Source organism: Bacillus sp. FSL R5-0431 (genome assembly GCF_038002985.1).
Lineage (GTDB): Bacteria > Bacillota > Bacilli > Bacillales > Bacillaceae > Bacillus.
In genome coordinates this window covers 782,201-800,982 of record NZ_JBBOOG010000001.1, presented here as the reverse complement: position 1 = coordinate 800,982, position 18,782 = coordinate 782,201, and the positions used below count along the sequence as shown (strand labels likewise).

Genomic DNA, 18,782 nt, shown 5'->3' with positions numbered 1-18,782 from the left:
GGTTAAGTTTTATGGAAGAACAAAAATAACGATAAAGCTGAAGATGACAATAGCCATCAAGAGTCCTAAAGCAATTCCCATTATGTTTGACTCTTTTGTATAACCTGTTAATTCGACTTCAGTAGATCGGTCGATTTTTCTAAAGCGAAAAAGCATGCTAATATTGATAAGAGCTAGAGCCATAATCAATAAGAAAAGTAGAAATATAGGTTGGATATCAAAGAATGGGTTCGATACATCTTGGAAGCTAAAAGACTGAAAGAACATAAGCCCACTCAATATCAGTTTCCAAATATTATCCATCTTCTGTTCTTTCTCCCACTCTTTCCCCAATTTTTCTTTTTCATAAATAGCTATCTGCTCGAAAATTGGAATGAAAGACTTTGTTGATCCTTTTTTAATAAAACCATAAATGCTTTGAAGGAGCATTAAAATTCCTAAACAAAGAAAGAAATGTGTAAATCGAATTTCAACAATTTGGATCAACATAAAAAAAGCGACGATTATGATAGCGGCTATTAAATTAGAGACAGCTATTTGTTTTGTCCTCATCTTTTTCAGTGCAGCTTGTTCCATGTAATACTCCTCTCCGTTTTAAATGTTTCTGTTGAACGCTCTATCTTTATTACGATTTTACCGAAAAAATGTTTCAATATTTTCCCTTTCTACTGTCAATTCGGCTTTTTTCGCAAATGAAAAGACGCCCATCATTCAATGAACGTCTTATCTTTCTTCATGAAATCAGCACATCATATTTGAGCAGCTGTTCTGTCTTTTATTTGTTGAGCTGCCAGGTGTTTAAAGTCATCAACAGACAGCTGTCTAGATGTCTTTTCTCCATGCTGTCTGATGTTCAGTGTTTTTTCTTCCATTTCTGTATCGCCAATGACAGCGATATAAGGGATTTTTTGCATTTGTGCTTCTCTCATTTTATAGCCGAGTTTTTCATCCCGTTCATCGATTGTCACTCTTATTCCGATCTTTCTTAATTGCTGCTGCACCTCAACGCAGTGGTCGAGGTGAACCGTTGAGACAGGGATGATTTGTACTTGTACTGGTGCCAGCCATAACGGGAAGACGCCTGCAAAATGCTCGATGAGAATGCCAAGGAAACGATCCAGAGAACCGAAAATGGCACTATGAATGACAACTGGCCGTACCTTTTCATTTTTTTCATTGATATATGTTAAATCAAATTTCTCAGGCATTTGAAAATCTAACTGAATTGTGGCGCATTGGTGGCTCCGCTGCAAAGCATCTTTCATATGAAAATCGATCTTCGGGCCATAGAATGCGCCATCTCCTTCATTTAGCTGGTAATCGACTTTTAGCCGATCAAGCACATTCTTTAGCGCTGATTCAGAGATATCCCAAATGGCATCATCGCCTAACGCTTTTTCAGGACGAGTGGATAGTTCCACAGAGTACTCAAACCCAAATGTCCGATACACATGATCAACTAATTGGAAAATTTGTTTGATTTCAGCTTCAATTTGATCTTCTCTCAAAAAAATATGGGCATCATCTTGGCAAAATGTCCTGACCCTGAACAATCCATTTAATGCTCCGCTAAATTCATGACGATGCACCTGACCAAATTCAGCCATCCTGATCGGAAGGTCTCTGTATGAATATAAGCTATTTTTAAACATGAGCATATGTCCCGGACAATTCATCGGCTTTAAAGCAAAGCTTGTATGGTCTACTTTTGAGAAATACATATTTTCATGATAATGATCCCAGTGTCCCGACTTTTCCCAAAGCTCTTGGTTCATCATAAACGGTGTGCTCACTTCTTCATATTGCGCTTTGCCTCGCACTTCTCTAGAAAAAGCCATTAATTCATTTTTGACAAGCTGACCTTTTGGTAAATAAAACGGCATACCTGGCGCTTCTTCTGAAAACATAAATAGTGATAATTGTTTCCCTAATTTTCGGTGATCACGCTTGTTTGCTTCTTCCATGAAATGAAGATATTCAGCTAGTTGTTTTGAATGTTGAAACGCTACACCATACACTCGCTGCAATACATCTTGATGACTGTCTCCCCGCCAATAAGCCCCTGCAACACGTGTTAGTTTAAATGACTTTAAGTACCCAGTAGAAGGTAAATGTGGTCCACGGCACAAGTCGATAAATTCTCCTTGCTGATAAACTGTGATGGCTTCTTGAGAGGGTAGACCTTTTAAAATATCCAGCTTATATGGATCATGTGCAAACAACGATTCAGCTTCTTTGTAAGATACCTCTTTTCTTTGGATGAGATGATTCTCGTTTATGATGTTTTCCATTTCTTTTTCAATTACAGCCAAATCCTCTACACTTAATGTTTGATTGAGCTTCATATCATAGTAAAATCCATTTTCGATAACAGGTCCGATTCCAAGTGTGACATTGTCGTATAACCTTTTCACCGCTTGGGCTAATATGTGTGCAGATGTATGGCGCAGCACTTCAAGCCCTTCTTTTGAATCGAGTGTGACAATAGACAGCCCAGCATCGCTGTCCAGCTGGTGACTTACATCGACCAATTGATCATTGATCTTTCCTGCCACTGCTTTTTTCCTTAAACTCGGGCTAATATGGGAGGCAACATCTGCGACAGTCGTACCTGCAGAAAACTCCTTTATCTTTCCATCTGGAAATTGAATCTTCACCATGTTTTCTTTCATGACTGACACACCTTTCATTTTTTGATATAAAAAAACACACCCATCCCTCATAAAGGGACGAATGTGTAATCCGTGGTTCCACCCAAATTCCCATAACGCATTTTCGCTTTATGGCTCTGGTGCCGTAACGTGGCATAGTCGGTATTGGATACTTCAATTTTCCCCAATACAGCTCAAAGGTGGTAAGACAACTTTTCTGCGTTGGGAAGATTTCAGCGTGACTTCCCTCTCTAGTAACCGATAAAAGCTGCTCATGTCCTTTTCAAAGCAATGATGATATAGGAGTGAACAAAAAAACACACCCATCCCTCATAGAGGGACGAATGTGTGATCCGTGGTTCCACCCAAATTCCCATAACGCGTATTCGCTTTATGGCTCTGGTGCCGTAACGTGGCGTAGACGGTATTGGATACTTCAATTTTCCCCAATACAGCTCAAAGGTGGTAAGACCATTTCCTGCGTTAGGAAGATTTCAGCGTGACTTCCCTCTCTGGTAACCAGTAAAAATGGCTCATGTCCTTTTCTTCGCTTTTAATTTCTCCATATCTTACATGATGATGATAGAACATGTAAAGCTTTATTTTGTGCAGAGCAATTGAAATTCATTCTTTAAATGATATGTTGGGTGATTTTTGACATTAATTAAATTTTGTCTGTTAGCATCCTATTTTGCTGTAGGAATAATTAAGCCAGAAATAATTTCCTTAGATTCCTTAATCCTGATAGTAAGAGTATAACTGTGAAATTTCTATATCTATTCCACCTTTAATAAGTCTTTGTATCCTACTGTTAAATAGTTTATCTAATATTTCTTTTTTGTCCTCAAATCGTCCATAATGGATTTTTTTATGACAGACTAAACAAATTGAAACAATATTAGCATGGATGTCTAAACTTTTATCAAATTGGTCTTGATATTGCATTGGTATTAAGTGGTGAGCCTCTACATAATTCTCTCCATTAAACTTAGAAATAAAATGCTTGTGTTGATTGTCAAACTCACATAAATAGTTTGCATCGGCTATAGCTCCACTTGCATATTTAGGATTTCTACGCCATACCTTTTTATTATTCACTAACCTATGTTTAGGCTTATTTTTTGGCTTATCCTCAATATCAACACTACTGATATCAGCAGAATTTCCTATTAGGTATTTTTCAAACTCCTGCTCCTCTTTAAATAGTTCTGCTTGTAACTCTGAAGCATAATAATACTCAATGTATTTTTTAAAATGATTTAAAGCTACACTATACATCCTATGTCCTTTTTCATTCTTCTTTTTAAACTCAGAATTATCAAGAATTGCATCGATAAAGGCAGTATCAGTTAAAGTAAATAAATTAAAACTCTGTAATCCATAATCTCTTAATTCTAATGATATTGTACCAATAGCTTTAGAGTATCTTCCTATAGAGTATGGTTTTATATTTGCATAAGTTCTTAACCATTCAGCAAAAGTATCTTGATTCATCAATGGTACTATTCACTCTCTCTGTATATTGTTTTCTTTATAAATGAATATTATTTTTAGAGTTAGTCAGCAGAAATAATATGAATTTTGTATTATAAAGAAATTTCAATTCATATTCTTATTCACAAATTCCCCTTCACAATCGTTCTCTTGGCTTTCTTAACAATTCTGCTAGTTGCTTTTGTATCAGAATCCTTTGACCACTGGTCGCACAGGTTTGTTACCCAATTTGGCTGTGTTTTACTAGCGTCATTGAGCCAGTTTCCTACAGAATCTTGAACATATGTTGATAGATCGGATTTGAGTAAATTTAGAATAGGCAGTGCCCTCTCTGGCTCTTGTTTTAATAACTCAATATGCTTTGTCCATACCCCTCTAGGACGGATCGACTCTACAGAGAACCGGCGAATATTTTCATCCCCGCTTTTTGCCCATTCTGTTAAATATTCTATACTTTGATCAAGCTGATGACTGAGGCTTTCTCTCACTGACATCCACGCAATTTCTCGTACACCAAAATGATGATCAGCTGCAAATGGCTGAATGTACGCAAGTTTCTCTTCCAGAGTTGATAAGTGTTGTTTGTTCATATAAGCAGCCCAACAGCGAACGCTATCAGATACGTGGTGAGCAAATGCCTGTAGTACTTCCGCTTGTTTTTCCTCATTCTCTTCGTGTAGCACTTCATCTAACAATTGACCGATGAGACGAATTGCTTTCATTCCTGATTCAGCTTTTTGTTTAGTGATCTCAGATGAAATATCGTCTATATAATGGTCTAAACCAACGGACGGCAAAACATGCTGTATTAGCGTCATATGATTGACAGCCAGCCATTCAGTTAAATTCACACTTTCGATCTCTCCCTGATTCAAAAGGATCCAGACGTCACGAGGGATATCAGTCCCCTTTCGAGCGCCTTTTCGATTGATGATATCCTCACTTATTTGCATTCTATTTTCTCTCCTCGTCTAGCAGTTCTTTTGTTAGACATTCATCGTTTTTAAAAGAAATTTGTTGATGCCTTCATTCTTTGGATATTGACTCCTATTGTAGCAAATAAACAACTTCACTGGTTCATTCTTCAAATCAAAAAGGAACTACCCGAAATAAGTAGTTCCTTCTATACAAAATTGAATTTAAGTTAGCTTCCTTGTTCGAGCACCTTCAAACTCTTATGCTGAGAAAAACGGTCAAACGCCACCATTAGAATGGTCATGAGTAAAGCGAGAAAAACGGTTCCAGCACTGATCCAGCTTAGGTTTAATATAGATGTTTCGCTTAACAAAATCCCTCCTACACCAGAGCCTAAGGCAAATCCGAATTGAATAAATGATGTATTGACACTTAATGCGATATCAGGAGATTTTGGTACAAGTGTTACAAGATATAGCTGCTGAGCTGGTGATGTGCTCCATGTAGCGATCATCCATATCATGATGACAGCCACCATGACCACGAGATTCCCTGTGACAAATGCTAGCAGCATGAGCATGATGATTTGCAAAATGATTCCTGAGAAAATCGTGAATATTGGGCCCTTTTTATCTGCCGCAATCCCTCCAAGGCTGGAGCCCAAAAAGCTGCATATTCCAGCTAGTAATAAAATGCCACTGATTTCTGTGATACTAAGGTTTGCTGATGCTTGCAGGAAGGGCGTTAAATAGGTAAATAACGTGGAATATCCACCTACATAGAATAGCGTCACTGACACCGCAAGTAATATTCGCTTATCTTTTAAAATCGATAATTGCATACCAAGTGTCACCGGTTCTTGTTCTTTCATAGAGGGAATTCGCCTATACACAACAATCAGCGGAATAAGCGTGATCAATCCAATGGTTGCGAATAATGCTTTCCATCCGATTATACTGCTTAGAAATGTCCCGATGGGAACGCCCAAAACCAAGGAGCTGCTTAATCCCATTAAAATGATGCCAATGGCTGTTCCTCTTTTTTCACGTTCTACAAGACGAGTCGCAACAGCCATTGCCACTACAATAGCCGTCCCCCCACTGATTCCTTGTAAAATCCTTGTCATCATTACCATTTCAAACGAATGGCTGACACTTGTGATGAAATTACTTAAAATAAAAATGATCAGCATCCATGATAGTATTTTTCTGCGGTCCATATTGATCGTCAGTGCAATGACAATCGGTGCGCCGATGGCTGCTGAGAGAGCTAAAGACGTGACCAATAATCCAGCAGCAGACGTCGTGACATGTAAATCATCTGCGACCATCTGGATAATGCCTGTAATGATATATTCAATCGTTCCAATTAAAAAGGCTGCTAATGCAAGTAAATAGACAACGGTTTTATTTTTCATCGTGACTTTTCTCCTTTGGGCAAAGTTTACGATTTGATCTCATCTTTAATAGGAATTTGAATTTCAATGAGTCTGCCTTCTTCATTTTCAGACAAAGGGTAATAAATCTCTCGGCCCGGCTGGTCTTCTTTCACGCGGTATCCGTTATTTTCGATCCATGTTGCCAGGTCAATACAAGCAGTTTGTGCGGATGGAGAATGTGAATGAAATAACAGCGTCGCCATGGTTTCTTCTGCAGGTAACGTACGTATCTTGATTCCTTGAGGAAGAGTGCCCCTTAACGATTTGACGGAATACCCCACCTCAAATTCGAACTCACTTTCTTTTTCGAATGAGTCCCTCCACAGCACCACTTGTGGTCCCGAGATCGATTCTTGTTGATTTTTAAGTAATAAATGATGAAACGTTTGAAAGAATGAGGGGATCTCATCAACAGTTCCGTTAGTTTGAAAAGACATGATGCGTTTGCTTTCAACAGATTTGATGATGACCTCCTGTTCTTTTTCAACACACCCCTCTCGTTTGATGAGGTGCATCCGCTCCTTAATACGCGCTAATTTCTGTTGTTCTCTCTCGATCAATTGCTGAATCTCACTTTCTTTCAGCAGAAACATGCCCTGAATCTGCTCTACCGAAATATCTTCCCGAAGAAGCTGAGCCATTTGCTTTAACGTAAAGCCCAATTCCTTGTACAGAAAAATTCGATTGACCTCAAGCAGCTGCTCAGCTGAGTAATATCGGTATCCCGAATCTTGATCAATCTGCTTAGGCTTTAATAAATCAATTTGGTCATAATATCTTAAGGTTTTAACAGGCACTTTACTTAACATAGAAAAATCGCCGATCTTGAACATCCTGCATCTCCTCCGTTTTGTTGATCTGATCAAAGTATAAACCTTTCAGTTAAGGGGAAGGTCAACTGAAGAATTTAAAAATGTCGATTCGCTTCAGTAGAAACAAAAAAGCACTATTTTCAAATAGTGCCTAAAACGAAGGTTTTCGATTCACTTTTAAAAGAATGCTTTCTGATAAGAGCGGAGCACATGCCATCACCCCTTGAATTTATTCATTTACCCCAAACAATCCAATCTTTTCAGGCACTTTACAATATCTCCACTTTTAAAGAAATTGAATATGGCACCCTCGCTAAACCGTTCGGCTCTTACAACCCCCATCATGAGAGCAAGCACACACTGCGCATTTAAATTTGAAATGTCCACATTCTCCATATCGTTCGGTCCACCTTCAATCCCATTTTCTTTGAGGATCTCTCTGTAGCGGGTAAGCTCCAGCTCTTGATGTTGTTTTGCAAAGGTATAAACATCTTCGATCAAGTGACGAACCGTTTCGGAATAATTCACAAAGGGCATCTGAATTGGGCGTTCAGCTGTTCCATCATTTTCTTGATCGATTACCCATTCTCCAATATGATCTTCCTGAAGCAGCGGTATGTATTTTGTTAGAATATCGAATTGACTCATTTTCATCCTCCTCTATCTCCTTTATATGGTTTACTCTGATCGACACCTATGGATCAGTATAAAAAAATCCGTGATCATCCTACCAGCTAGACACCAGTATTCAAATCACGGACAGTCTTTATTCACTTCACTTTTTATACTCTAACCATTGATACAACTGTCTCCACATGCGCCGTTTGCGGAAACATATCGACTGGCTGCATGTATTCGATTTTGTAGTCTTTTGACATGTATTCGAGGTCTTTTGCTAATGTTGATGGGTTGCAAGAGACGTAGACAAGGCGTTTTGGTTTGACTTGTTTGACAGTGTCTAAGAAGGTGCGCTCGCAGCCTGTTCTTGGCGGGTCCACGACGATGACGTCAGGACGGAAGCCTTCTTTGACCCATTTTGGCAGCCAGTGTTCAGCTGTTCCTGTCACATAGGTCGCGTTTTTCATGCCATGTTTTTTGGCATTTTTCTTGGCATCATCAATCGATTCTTTGATGACATCCATTCCTCTTACTTCTTTTGCACCATCTGAGAGCCACATACCAATGGTTCCAACGCCGCAATATGCATCGACAACCTTTTCTTTGCCAGTCAGTTTGGCCGCTTTTTTCGCTTCGTCGTAAAGCTTTAGCGTTTGCTTCGGATTCAATTGGAAGAAAGCACGTGCACTCAGTTCAAAGGAGACGTCTCCTAAAAATTCTTGAATGACCATGTTGCCAGCTAGGTGAGATGTCTTATGGCCAAAGATGACCGACGTTTTTTCACCGTTGACATTGTGCATAATGGACGTCACTTCTGGCAGACGTTTTTGAATGGCTTCGGCGATTTCTTTTTTCTTTGGAAATTCAGGTTTTGATGTGACTAGAACGACCTGTACTTCACCTGTTTCAAAACCGACACGCACAACAATTGAGCGTACGTCGCCTTTTCTCGTCCGTTCATTGTAGACCGATACACCGAATTTCTCTAAGATTTTGCGGACAACGCCCGTTGTTTTGTTCGTATTTGGATGCTGCACGATACATTCCTTGATCGGTACAAGCTTATGAGAGTTCAGTCCATAAAGCCCAGCAATGATGTCACCGCTGTGAGAACGCCCTACTTGGAACTGGCTTTTGTTTCGGTAGTGCCACGGATCTTCCATACCGATCGTTGGTCGAATATCTAGCTTTTCAACTGATAGCTTCGTATGTCGTTCTATTGATTGAATAACAATATCTCGTTTTTCCTTTAGCTGCTGCTCGTATGCCAAATGCTGAAGCTGACAGCCTCCGCACTGCTCGTATACTGGGCATGGCGGTTTCACTCGATGCTCGGAGCGCTTTCGGACTTTCCTGACCGTACCTTCTGCATATTTTGCTTGGACATTCGTTGCTTCCACAACCACTTCTTCGCCTGGAAGCGCACCCGGGACAAAGACCACTTGCTTTTTAAAATAACCGACCCCTTCCCCATTAATGCCAAGGCGTTTAATGGTAAGCGGGAACTGCTGTCCCTTTTGTAAAAGGGCACCTTGCTGTTTTTCCTTCACTTCATTCTCTCCGTTCTATCTGAACCCTTGATAGGTTGTCTTCATTTTATTCCATCTCATTAGTATATCATGACTTGGACAAAGAGAGAAAATCCCTTTCATTTATTTATCTGTCTCAATGCTTCTCCATAAATATAAAGAAGCGTAGCTTAAATACGGGGTCCACTCCTTGCTTAATGCTGCCATTTCTTCTTTTGTCGGCTTTTCAGGCAGGTCAAAATGCCGCTTGATGGCGTTTTGAATACCGATATCTGCCATCGGAAAGAGATTTGGTCTTCCAAGTCCATTCATGAGCACATTTTGAACTGTCCAAGGTCCAATCCCTCTAATCGGAAGCAGACGTTCTTCCACCTCCAGATCAGTTAAATCGTGTAATTCTTCTAAACAAAGAGAGCCGCTCACAATTCGCTTCGATACATCGATGACATATTCCGCTTTCCGCTGACTAAATTGGAGCTTTCTCAAATCCTCTGTTTCAAGTGAGGCGATGGCTTCCGGTAAAGGATCAAACCAAACGCCTTCTATTTGCTCACCGTACGTATGAACAAACCGTTTCGTGAGCTCATAAGCAAACGCCAGATTGAGCTGCTGATGAATGATGCATTTCATCAAACAATGATATAAATGAAAATCCAGCATGAGCGGTGTCCCGACATGACGCTCAAATATGGACGCTAAATTCGTTTGAGAAAAATGCTCATGCACAGAGTGTAATTGATGCTTCATGCCAAATATCCGCTTCACCTCACATATGAGAGGTTCCTCAGGACCTTTTCCTTGCACCCGAAACGTGGGCGCTTCTTTTGTTCCGGTGGCTTGAACGACGACAACGTATGGTTTTTGTTCTAACCTAATTGGTACTTTGATTTCTCGTTTATTCAAATCGACTGCTTTTAATGGATCACTTGATAAGCGTCTGAGCACTTGATCGAAATGATACGGCGGCTCCACCACCAGCTCTTTTTCCCACATGTTTTCCTCTTCCTTTCTGCAAACACGCAGATGCGATTGTTTCACTTTGCATGAATGATTCTCCATATTGAATACTTTTAAACATAAAGAGTACAAGAATTTATCAGTTATATCTTCCTTATTTATGGTCATTTTCCTTTTGGATGAAGGAACATTTTTAGTCGAATTCAGCTAAAATTCGACAGAACCCTTCAATATTTTAGGATTATTTACCTTAAATTAGAAATAGAACCTCTGGGTGATATCTTCTATTCCGAAAACATTTGTATAATTATGACATATCAAGGAGGTGAACAAAGGAATTAGCTGATTAGGCAATCATTTGTTTTATCTTGCAGGAACATATTTTACCTCATTGATAACCGGCTTCACCTAGTTTCACTTTTTACGAAAAGAAAGACCCAAAATTTAAAAACAAAGGAGATCCGACCAATGAAAAAAACCATTCTTTCTGTTGCCCTTGCCACTGCTGTTTCTTCGACACTACCAGTATTCGCTGACGCTGCTGAACAAAAAACTACTCCAGTTTCAACTACTGTTCAGCAAACTGTTTTAAACAAAGCTGCTGAAAGTAAAGCATCTACAACCGCAGGAAACGTTAATATTAACTTTGACGTACTTGGTATAGCTAATGCATTAATCAATGCTGCAAATGCTAACACAAACCGTGAAGGCTTTGTCAAAGGACTAATGGAGTCTGCTTTCTATGCTGCGGGCTCAAAATACAATGTCATGGTATTTAACTTAAGCCAAGGTTATGAGACTCGTTTCAACGGAGTCAAAACGTTTGCTACTGTGAAATACGGAAGCATTACTTACGGAGTTTGGGTATTTGAAAATGGATCTTTCACAAACAAAGGTGACGGCGGCTACATCAACTGGGCATTTAGAGGCTGGTTCGACCGTAACGGTGGCTTCGTCAACTTCCGTCGTCCTTAATTCTCGTTTTTATCCATCAATCATACACGCACATTGGACCGATCTCAGTGATGAGATCGGCTTTTTTTATGCAGAACACGTATAAGTTCACCGGTGCTGCTTCATGATATAATGCAAGTCTGGAGGGGTGCACATGCTGAAAAAAATTGCAGTGACAAAAAACGGTGACTTGATTGAACATGCAACATTACAGCAGCTTTCAAGCCCCGATATCGCCTGGTACTGGATTGATTTCCATGCGCCAACAGAAAAGGAAGCAGCGCTTTTGAAGGAATACTTTCAGTTCCATCCGCTTGCGATTGAGGATTGCTTCCATTATTTACAGCGGCCGAAGCTTGATTTTTATGAAGGGTATTTATTTTTCGTGCTTCATGCCCTGAATCAAAAGACGCTTCGATCTGAGGAAATCGATCTGTTTGTCGGTGACAATTATATCGTGACCTTTCATTTGAAGGAGGCGCCATACATTGACCGTGTCATTCGAAAGCTCAAAGAATCTGACAAAACCCGAAATAGCGGACCTGAGCATATTGCTTATATGCTGATTGATCAGCTTACCGATGATTATTTCCCTATTATTTATCAAATTGAGGACAGGCTGAATGAAATTGAGGATGAAGAAGGTCATAAAACATATGGAACGCTGATGAACGAAGTATTCGGAATTCGATCCGATTTGCTCAAGCTGCGACGAACGATTATCCCGATGAGGGATCTTTTATATCGTATTGTAAACACGCACATGATGAAAAGCGATACAAATCGTCAAGCATATTTTAATGATATTTATGATCACTTATTGAAATTAACAGAGATTGTCGAATCGAACCGAGAAATGACAGCAGATTTAAGAGACAGCTATCAGACGCTGAATTCCAATCGAATGAATGCGATCATGATGACATTGACCATTGTGTCGACCATTTTTATCCCACTGACCTTTATTGTTGGGGTGTACGGAATGAACTTTGATAACATGCCTGAATTACACTGGAAGTATGGCTATTTTGGGGTGCTGATTTTCATGGGTCTGCTCGTCTCGGGTATGCTTTTGTGGTTTAAGCATAAAGGATGGTTCCGCATATTCAAATAATGTGTAGAGTAAATGGCTGAGGGGGCGGTTAGATGAAAAACTGGATTCCATTGACTCATCAAGAACTAAAGCTGGTATGGAAGACGTTCTATCGAGATTTCAAATTTAATCCAAGCATCTCTCGTTTTCCCTCATTCCACGTACCATCTCCTTATATTACATATGATATTTCTGCTTATTTTGAGGACCCTTCCCTTCTACATGCGGAGAAAGACCTTGAAGAGAAAGCGTTACTTGCTTTTCAGGAGCATATGAGAACAGACGAATATATGCTGGCACTCGATTGGCAGCACGAATGCTACTGGATCACACCATACGAGTCATTTGAAAAAGATGAAATTGGGGAATGGAGAGTCCCTGTGCTTCCTAACGGGGATTATGATTTCTTTTTATCAAAAGAGATGCATTGGGGCTTGCTAGGACATCCTTGGGAGCAAACAATCACGATTTTTGGTGAGGGCTTGATTGACTCTTTTACGCGTCATCACCCGATTTTGTTTCAGCGTAAAATAAGAGAAGGATAAAGAAAAAGCTCGCAGGTCTTCTGCAAGCTTTTTTCTATAGCTGAGGCAGATGCCATACTTTTTCAAGCATGAGATCGTCTAGGCTTTTAAAGGAATATCCTTGTTTTTTCAGAGCCGTGATGGCATCATCCAATGCCTCGGCATTGTCCCTTGAGACGGTATGAAGTAAGTAAATGGCACCTGGGTGCGCCTGCTTCATCATTTGATCGTAGGCATACTGTTTTCCTTTTTGATGATGAATATGCCAGTCCACAAACGCCACTGACCAGAAAACGGTTTGGTAGCCGAGCTCTTTTGTTTCCTTCAGCACCCTTTCACTGAATACACCGCGCGGCGGACGAAGATAGAGGTTGTCTTGTTTTCCAGTGATTTTGTACACGGCTTCATTGACACGCCCCAGCTCTTCTTTGATTTCTTTCGTACTCTTTGTTGTTAAATCTGGATGGTGATAGGAATGGTTGCCAATGATATGACCTTCCTCTGCCATCCGTTTGACGAGCTCAGGCTGATCCTTTACAAAGTGCCCTGTCACAAAAAAGGTGCCTGGTACTTGATGTTTTTTCAGCACATCTAAGATCTTCGGCGTGTACCCATTTTCATAGCCATTGTCGAAGGTAAAATAAATCTCTTTCTTTTTCGTGTTTCCTAAATAAAAGGCATCATACTTTTTTAAAAGGACGTTCAATTCTTTACCCGCATCTGCTGGCTTGTGTTCTTTGCTTTTCGCAAATCCCCAGTGGACGGGCTTATTAGACACGGCTTCCGCTTCTGAGAGAGGCATGGATACAAAAAGCGCACATAAACAGATGAGCATGTATTTTTTCATTTACGTCACTTCCCGGTTTTTCTTCTATTGTGCAGAATAAGACCGAGACTCATACATTGATTCACCTGCCAAATTAAAGAAAAAAGCCCGCACTGCGCGAGCTATTCTTCCTTCCAATCGTTTTTAAACCGTTCATATTTCGCTTCTAGGTCGTCAATCATCTGGATCAGTCTGTCTATATCCTCAACATCTGTTGATTCAGGATCTAATGAATCAATCACATTCATAAACATATCTAATCGGTTCTTTAAATAGTCAACCTGCTGCTCTTTGCTGTCTGCTGCCTTGCCCATAGATACACTCCCTTTAGCATTTGTTTCTAGCTTATCTTTTTTTCCCTTGTAAATCAATGAAACCCCACTTGCGTATAACGGTGATGGGGCTTAAAATTAACTGTTGGCGGGTCCACGTTTGCCCGAATGAAAAGGAGATAGATACCATGAACCAAAAAACAGCACTTCGTCCGATTACACCTGCATATGACCCTTGGGAAGCCTATCTCGATGTGCAGGATTACGGAGAAATGAAGCTGACAAATATTGAATTTACGACAACGACGTTGTGTAACATGAGATGTGAGCACTGTGCGGTTGGCTATACTTTGCAGCCGAAAGACCCACATGCACTGCCGCTTGATTTGTTACTTCGCCGTTTAGATGAAGTTCCGCTCCTGCGCTCAATCAGTATTACAGGCGGAGAGCCTATGCTTTCTCTCAAATCTGTGCGGGAATATGTCGTCCCTTTATTAAAATATGCCCATGAACGCGGCGTCCGTACACAGATCAATTCAAACTTAACACTTGATTTGACGCGATATGAAGAAATTATTCCATACTTAGATGTCCTTCACATCTCACATAACTGGGGAACTGTCGAAGAGTTTGCAACGGTCGGTTTTGCGATGATGGACAGAAAACCAACCTTTGAGCAGCGCGAGAAATTATTTAACCGCATGATTGAAAATAGCCGGGCACTTGTCAAAGCAGGTGTTACCGTATCTGCTGAAACCATGCTGAATAAGCGCACGCTTCCATATATTGAACACATCCACCGACAAATTGTGGAGGAAATGAAATGCCAGCGCCACGAGGTTCACCCGATGTACCCAAGTGATTTTGCCAGCGCCCTTGAATCATTGACGCTACCGCAAATGCGTGATGCGATTCATCAGCTGCTGAATATTCGTGATCAGAACACATGGATGCTGTTTGGCACCTTGCCATTTTATTCTTGCAGCACAGATGAAGAAGACCAGCGCCTCCTCAAGCGATTACGCCAGGAGAAAAATGTTACAGTACGAAATGACCCTGACGGCCGCTCACGTTTGAATGTGAATATTTTTGATGGGAATATTATTGTGACAGACTTTGGCGATACACCGCCGCTTGGAAACATTGCTAATGATACATTGCAATCTGCTTATTCACGCTGGATGGACACAAAATTAGCAAAAGAGCTGAATTGTCATTGTCCAAGCGTACAATGCCTCGGTCCGAATGTCCTTGTGAAAAACAGCTATTATCAAGATGTTGATTTTACTTCTCGTACAGCCAGGGGGTAACCGATAGATGGACGATACTTTTCTGACAATAGTCAAGAACAAATACATTGAAATTCTCCTTGTTGGACTCGTTCTTTGGCTTGCCGTCTTTATGATTAACAAAGCGCTTCAAATTTTCTTTAAACGAACGGAGTTTATAGAGGACAAGAAGAAAAAAACGATCGAGAGCTTGGTCAAATCTGTTACAAAATACACCGCTTCGATTTGCTTTGTAATGTATGTCATTTCTCTCTTCTTTCATGATTTCGGGAAAATTCTTGCAGGTGCTGGTGTTGCTGGGATCGTCATCGGTTTTGGCGCCCAGACGCTGATTCGCGATATTTTAGCAGGCATTTTTCTGATCTATGAACGTCAGATTCATAAAGGGGATTATGTGACAGTAAATAACCTCTTTAATGGAACGATTGAAGAGATTGGTCTCCGTTCTCTGCAAATTAGAGAATGGAGCGGCAAGCTGTTAACCATTTCTAACGGAGACATCCGGCAAATTCAAAACTATAACATGCACTACATGCGGATTACGGAGTCTGTATTAATTAGTGCGAATCAAAACCCAGATACAGCCTTTCAAGCACTCGAAACGGCCTGTGACAATTTAAATCAGATGCATCATGATTTTCTCAAAAAAGATGAATTTCAACATGCCATTGAACCGTTTCAAGTCCATGGCATTATGGGCCTGAACAAGCTGAACCGCGGGATTGAGATCACAGTGAAAGGAATGGTCGAAGACGAAAAATACTTCGATGCTGCCCTCGCTGTCCGAAAAGAAATGATCAAACAACTTCATCAGCATGATGTCAAATTGCTTGAAGATCTCGTTTATCCCCAGCCTGCAAAATAACCTCATTTATGATGGGGTTATTTTTTTGATTGTTTTTTGTTAACTAGTTAATTATAATTGATTATAGTTAACTGGTTAACATAAAGAGAGGATGTTGATTCATGACAAAAAAAGAAGCGATATCATTTATTAAAGAGATGTATGAAGAGGTATTAATCAAATTCAATATAGAAAAAGTGGAGGCTTATTTTTCACCTGATTATCAGCAAGTGACTGATGGAAAGGTCTCGACACTTGATGAGTTTAAAAAGCATCTATCCACATTAAAAGGATTGACAAAACAGCTTGAGATCCCCGCTTTTCATGATGTGTTATTTGATGAAGATACGCAGCAAGGGTGTTTTCGTTACACTGTACATGTGAAACTCGCAAGCGGGGACCGGGGTTTAATTGATGTCATGGCTCTTTTCACGTTATTAGATGGCAGGATCATTCGGTGCGACGAGCTGACGAGATCTCACAAGCAGCATGAAACGCTTGAACAGCTTGGACACATCAGCTAAGAAATCTCTTCATTTCAGCCCTCTTACTTCTATCCTCTTGACTGATTCATGTATAATAGAAGGCAGAATGATTTCATGCAGCATGGGGACCCTCATACTGTGTATTTACTAAGTGAAAGAGAGTGAATAAGATGGGTCGTAAGTGGAACAACATTAAAGAAAAGAAAGCATCAAAGGATGCCAATACAAGTCGTATTTACGCAAAATTCGGGCGTGAAATCTATGTGGCTGCCAAACAAGGTGAGCCAAACCCAGAATCAAACCAAGCACTTCGCTTTGTTCTAGAACGTGCCAAAACATATAGTGTCCCAAAACACATTGTAGACCGTGCCATTGAAAAAGCCAAAGGCGGGTCAGAAGAGAACTTCGATGAGCTGCGCTATGAAGGATTTGGTCCAAGTGGATCGATGGTGATCGTTGATGCCCTCACCAATAACGTCAACCGCACAGCGTCAGATGTTCGAGCAGCCTTCGGGAAAAACGGTGGAAACATGGGCGTAAGTGGTTCTGTTGCTTACATGTTTGACCAAACGGCAGTCATCGGTGTCGAAGGGAAAAGCGAAGAAGAAACGCTTGAACTGTTAATGGAAGCAGATATCGATGTACGTGACATCATGGAAGAAGATGAAACGGTGATCGTATACGCTGAACCAGATCAATTCCATCAAGTACAAGAAGCATTCAAACAAGCCGGCGCTCAAGAATTTACTGTCGCTGAAATCACGATGCTTCCTCAAAACGAAGTGACATTAGACGATGAATCTAAAGCACAATTCGAGAAACTAATCGATGTATTAGAAGAGCTTGAAGACGTGCAGCAGGTTTATCATAATGTGGATTTAGGGTAATAAAAATTTAAGCCATAGTAGTGGTTGGGTTCATTCAACTTCTACTATGGCTTTTTTATTTTCTCAAAAAAATGTACCATGTGAATATCATGTTAATTTCTACAAGTTTTTAAGGAGCTGAGTTCCATCTTTAAAACATGGGGGGTTTCTTATTATGGATTTATGATCATCCCGTTTCTTGGTCTATGTTTTATTTTCAACAATTTAACGATATTGACTAAAGTGATCTTCTTTCTTTTCATCTTATGGTTTTTCTATAACCTCTTTGATTTTTACAAGAGTGAACTGAAACGGGAAAAAGAGAAATCCAATTAGCAAAAAAACAGTCATCTCCTCTCTTGATAAGAGGAGATGACTGTTTTAATTCATCCCTTGAAAACCAAACGTCAGGTGATCCTGCACAGGAATCCAAGCGCCGATTCCTTGCGAGGTCACGTTTTTCACGACGAGTTTTCGTTTATTTCCTTTAAGCACAAGGTACACTTCTCCGTATGTCACCTTTCCTTTTTCGTTAATCGCTGGTGCATAGGCATGAAGCGAAGCTGCTTTTTTCGGAGATACATGGTACGACTGATCTCGTTTTGTTCCTGCGCCAATCACTGTGTCAAAAGCGAGGGGCAGCTTTGTTTTTTGAATGGCTTTTTGCATCATCAATGTTTTCACATCTTCCGGGTTTGGCACCTTTGCTGTGAGCCCGCCGCTCACTTTCACTTGCTGCTTTTGAACGTATTTTCCAATGGCTGTTTTGTTGCCGCCTCTATTATCAATGTGGTTCGTATTCACTTTTTTGTATTCCCAGTTGGCAACCGTTTCGTTTGAATCGTAGCTCAGCGCCCATCTCCCGAGGAAAATGGTCGCGCGGTATCCAACCGCTAATGGCGTCCCTGAAATGCTGGATTCATTCAGCATTTTGATCAAATGGGTATTTTCAATCGGTACATTCGTTGTTTTGAACAATTCAGCTGTCAGCTCACTCGGCTGGAGCAGGGGCTGATCCTGTGACGCGTTCGGATACGTATTCTCCTTTGAGATACTGGCGACAGAGGATGGCACTTTAAATGGCTTCGCCGCCTCTAGTGGAAAGCTGTATAGAAAACTTAAGGATAAGAGAACAACAAACATGATGCGGGGCATCTTTTTCATATCATCACTCTTTCTCATTCATTTTTTCATAGTATTTTCCGCAAAGACGTC

General features: G+C 40.4%; 19 protein-coding genes and 2 other annotated features. Of the genes, 7 read left to right on the top strand and 12 right to left on the bottom strand.

Going from position 1 to position 18,782, the window contains the following annotated elements:
• Window positions 1-9 precede the first annotated feature (9 nt).
• The 9 genes from MKZ03_RS03815 to MKZ03_RS03775 all read right to left on the bottom strand — a co-directional run bounded on the left by MKZ03_RS03815 (window position 10) and on the right by MKZ03_RS03775 (window position 10,450).
• Entirely contained in the window at window positions 10-576 is a 567-nt protein-coding gene (locus tag MKZ03_RS03815; RefSeq protein WP_341030990.1) for a hypothetical protein, read from the bottom strand.
• Between the two features lie 173 nt (window positions 577-749).
• Entirely contained in the window at window positions 750-2,672 is a 1,923-nt protein-coding gene (thrS, locus tag MKZ03_RS03810) for a threonine--tRNA ligase (protein WP_341030989.1), read from the bottom strand.
• Window positions 2,673-2,722: 50 nt separating this feature from the next.
• Window positions 2,723-2,947: a binding site (T-box leader), on the bottom strand.
• A gap of 37 nt (window positions 2,948-2,984) precedes the next feature.
• Window positions 2,985-3,208: a binding site (T-box leader), on the bottom strand.
• A gap of 178 nt (window positions 3,209-3,386) precedes the next feature.
• Window positions 3,387-4,148, bottom strand: coding sequence for an HNH endonuclease (locus MKZ03_RS03805; protein WP_260335879.1), 762 nt, complete (start codon window positions 4,146-4,148; stop codon window positions 3,387-3,389).
• Window positions 4,149-4,267: 119 nt separating this feature from the next.
• Complete coding sequence (locus tag MKZ03_RS03800; RefSeq protein WP_341030987.1) at window positions 4,268-5,098, bottom strand: DNA alkylation repair protein; 831 nt, start codon at window positions 5,096-5,098, stop codon at window positions 4,268-4,270.
• A 191-nt stretch (window positions 5,099-5,289) separates the two neighbouring features.
• The gene (locus tag MKZ03_RS03795; RefSeq protein WP_307499307.1) at window positions 5,290-6,477 is read right to left on the bottom strand and encodes an MFS transporter; all 1,188 of its coding nucleotides are present in this window, start codon (window positions 6,475-6,477) and stop codon (window positions 5,290-5,292) included.
• A 26-nt stretch (window positions 6,478-6,503) separates the two neighbouring features.
• On the bottom strand, window positions 6,504-7,331 hold the full coding sequence (locus tag MKZ03_RS03790; protein WP_307499305.1) for a MerR family transcriptional regulator: 828 nt from the start codon (window positions 7,329-7,331) through the stop codon (window positions 6,504-6,506).
• Window positions 7,332-7,547: 216 nt separating this feature from the next.
• On the bottom strand, window positions 7,548-7,958 hold the full coding sequence (locus tag MKZ03_RS03785) for a DUF6508 domain-containing protein (RefSeq protein ID WP_106031330.1): 411 nt from the start codon (window positions 7,956-7,958) through the stop codon (window positions 7,548-7,550).
• 134 nt (window positions 7,959-8,092) lie between these two features.
• Entirely contained in the window at window positions 8,093-9,478 is a 1,386-nt protein-coding gene (rlmD, locus tag MKZ03_RS03780) for a 23S rRNA (uracil(1939)-C(5))-methyltransferase RlmD (protein WP_060595788.1), read from the bottom strand.
• 102 nt (window positions 9,479-9,580) lie between these two features.
• Window positions 9,581-10,450: a DNA-3-methyladenine glycosylase family protein gene (locus tag MKZ03_RS03775; RefSeq protein WP_341030985.1), complete on the bottom strand. Its 870-nt coding sequence runs from the start codon at window positions 10,448-10,450 to the stop codon at window positions 9,581-9,583.
• A 432-nt stretch (window positions 10,451-10,882) separates the two neighbouring features.
• Between MKZ03_RS03775 and MKZ03_RS03770 the strand changes: the two genes are divergently transcribed.
• The 3 genes from MKZ03_RS03770 (at window position 10,883) to MKZ03_RS03760 (ending at window position 13,006) form a co-directional block, all read left to right on the top strand.
• Entirely contained in the window at window positions 10,883-11,389 is a 507-nt protein-coding gene (locus MKZ03_RS03770; RefSeq protein WP_034665101.1) for a hypothetical protein, read from the top strand.
• 133 nt (window positions 11,390-11,522) lie between these two features.
• Window positions 11,523-12,482, top strand: coding sequence for a magnesium/cobalt transporter CorA (gene corA, locus MKZ03_RS03765; RefSeq protein ID WP_066031160.1), 960 nt, complete (start codon window positions 11,523-11,525; stop codon window positions 12,480-12,482).
• A 32-nt stretch (window positions 12,483-12,514) separates the two neighbouring features.
• Window positions 12,515-13,006: a DUF2716 domain-containing protein gene (locus tag MKZ03_RS03760; RefSeq protein WP_341030982.1), complete on the top strand. Its 492-nt coding sequence runs from the start codon at window positions 12,515-12,517 to the stop codon at window positions 13,004-13,006.
• Between the two features lie 34 nt (window positions 13,007-13,040).
• On the opposite strand, the gene pdaA is transcribed toward MKZ03_RS03760, so the two are convergent.
• Together pdaA and MKZ03_RS03750 are read right to left on the bottom strand one after the other, a co-directional pair.
• Window positions 13,041-13,832 (bottom strand): delta-lactam-biosynthetic de-N-acetylase, encoded by a 792-nt coding sequence (gene pdaA / locus MKZ03_RS03755; protein ID WP_106051670.1) that lies wholly within the window; start codon window positions 13,830-13,832, stop codon window positions 13,041-13,043.
• Between the two features lie 101 nt (window positions 13,833-13,933).
• Complete coding sequence (locus MKZ03_RS03750; RefSeq protein WP_012009274.1) at window positions 13,934-14,125, bottom strand: SE1561 family protein; 192 nt, start codon at window positions 14,123-14,125, stop codon at window positions 13,934-13,936.
• Between the two features lie 146 nt (window positions 14,126-14,271).
• Between MKZ03_RS03750 and yfkAB the strand changes: the two genes are divergently transcribed.
• From yfkAB to MKZ03_RS03730, 4 genes are all read left to right on the top strand, one after another.
• Window positions 14,272-15,393 carry a radical SAM/CxCxxxxC motif protein YfkAB gene (yfkAB, locus tag MKZ03_RS03745; protein ID WP_341030980.1) on the top strand — a complete coding sequence of 374 codons (1,122 nt, stop codon included), beginning with the start codon at window positions 14,272-14,274 and terminating at the stop codon, window positions 15,391-15,393.
• A gap of 7 nt (window positions 15,394-15,400) precedes the next feature.
• Window positions 15,401-16,237, top strand: coding sequence for a mechanosensitive ion channel family protein (locus MKZ03_RS03740; RefSeq protein WP_060595782.1), 837 nt, complete (start codon window positions 15,401-15,403; stop codon window positions 16,235-16,237).
• Window positions 16,238-16,338: 101 nt separating this feature from the next.
• Entirely contained in the window at window positions 16,339-16,740 is a 402-nt protein-coding gene (locus MKZ03_RS03735; RefSeq protein ID WP_334750884.1) for a nuclear transport factor 2 family protein, read from the top strand.
• Window positions 16,741-16,871: 131 nt separating this feature from the next.
• Window positions 16,872-17,588, top strand: a complete 717-nt coding sequence (locus MKZ03_RS03730) for a YebC/PmpR family DNA-binding transcriptional regulator (protein WP_341030975.1) — start codon at window positions 16,872-16,874, stop codon at window positions 17,586-17,588.
• Window positions 17,589-17,948: 360 nt separating this feature from the next.
• On the opposite strand, the gene MKZ03_RS03725 is transcribed toward MKZ03_RS03730, so the two are convergent.
• The gene (locus MKZ03_RS03725; RefSeq protein WP_034665127.1) at window positions 17,949-18,731 is read right to left on the bottom strand and encodes a YfkD famly protein; all 783 of its coding nucleotides are present in this window, start codon (window positions 18,729-18,731) and stop codon (window positions 17,949-17,951) included.
• Between the last annotated feature and the right edge of the window lie 51 nt (window positions 18,732-18,782).

Coding starts and splice junctions, on each gene's coding strand:
- MKZ03_RS03730 (WP_341030975.1), top strand. CDS start 16,872: ATGGGTCGTAAGTGGAACAACATTAAAGAAAAGAAAGCATCAAAGGAT.
- MKZ03_RS03775 (WP_341030985.1), bottom strand. CDS start 10,450: ATGTGGGAAAAAGAGCTGGTGGTGGAGCCGCCGTATCATTTCGATCAA.
- MKZ03_RS03795 (WP_307499307.1), bottom strand. CDS start 6,477: ATGAAAAATAAAACCGTTGTCTATTTACTTGCATTAGCAGCCTTTTTA.
- MKZ03_RS03750 (WP_012009274.1), bottom strand. CDS start 14,125: ATGGGCAAGGCAGCAGACAGCAAAGAGCAGCAGGTTGACTATTTAAAG.
- MKZ03_RS03770 (WP_034665101.1), top strand. CDS start 10,883: ATGAAAAAAACCATTCTTTCTGTTGCCCTTGCCACTGCTGTTTCTTCG.
- pdaA (WP_106051670.1), bottom strand. CDS start 13,832: ATGAAAAAATACATGCTCATCTGTTTATGTGCGCTTTTTGTATCCATG.
- MKZ03_RS03790 (WP_307499305.1), bottom strand. CDS start 7,331: ATGTTCAAGATCGGCGATTTTTCTATGTTAAGTAAAGTGCCTGTTAAA.
- corA (WP_066031160.1), top strand. CDS start 11,523: ATGCTGAAAAAAATTGCAGTGACAAAAAACGGTGACTTGATTGAACAT.
- MKZ03_RS03725 (WP_034665127.1), bottom strand. CDS start 18,731: ATGAAAAAGATGCCCCGCATCATGTTTGTTGTTCTCTTATCCTTAAGT.
- MKZ03_RS03740 (WP_060595782.1), top strand. CDS start 15,401: ATGGACGATACTTTTCTGACAATAGTCAAGAACAAATACATTGAAATT.
- MKZ03_RS03785 (WP_106031330.1), bottom strand. CDS start 7,958: ATGAGTCAATTCGATATTCTAACAAAATACATACCGCTGCTTCAGGAA.
- MKZ03_RS03735 (WP_334750884.1), top strand. CDS start 16,339: ATGACAAAAAAAGAAGCGATATCATTTATTAAAGAGATGTATGAAGAG.
- MKZ03_RS03800 (WP_341030987.1), bottom strand. CDS start 5,098: ATGCAAATAAGTGAGGATATCATCAATCGAAAAGGCGCTCGAAAGGGG.
- MKZ03_RS03760 (WP_341030982.1), top strand. CDS start 12,515: ATGAAAAACTGGATTCCATTGACTCATCAAGAACTAAAGCTGGTATGG.
- yfkAB (WP_341030980.1), top strand. CDS start 14,272: ATGAACCAAAAAACAGCACTTCGTCCGATTACACCTGCATATGACCCT.
- thrS (WP_341030989.1), bottom strand. CDS start 2,672: ATGAAAGAAAACATGGTGAAGATTCAATTTCCAGATGGAAAGATAAAG.
- MKZ03_RS03815 (WP_341030990.1), bottom strand. CDS start 576: ATGGAACAAGCTGCACTGAAAAAGATGAGGACAAAACAAATAGCTGTC.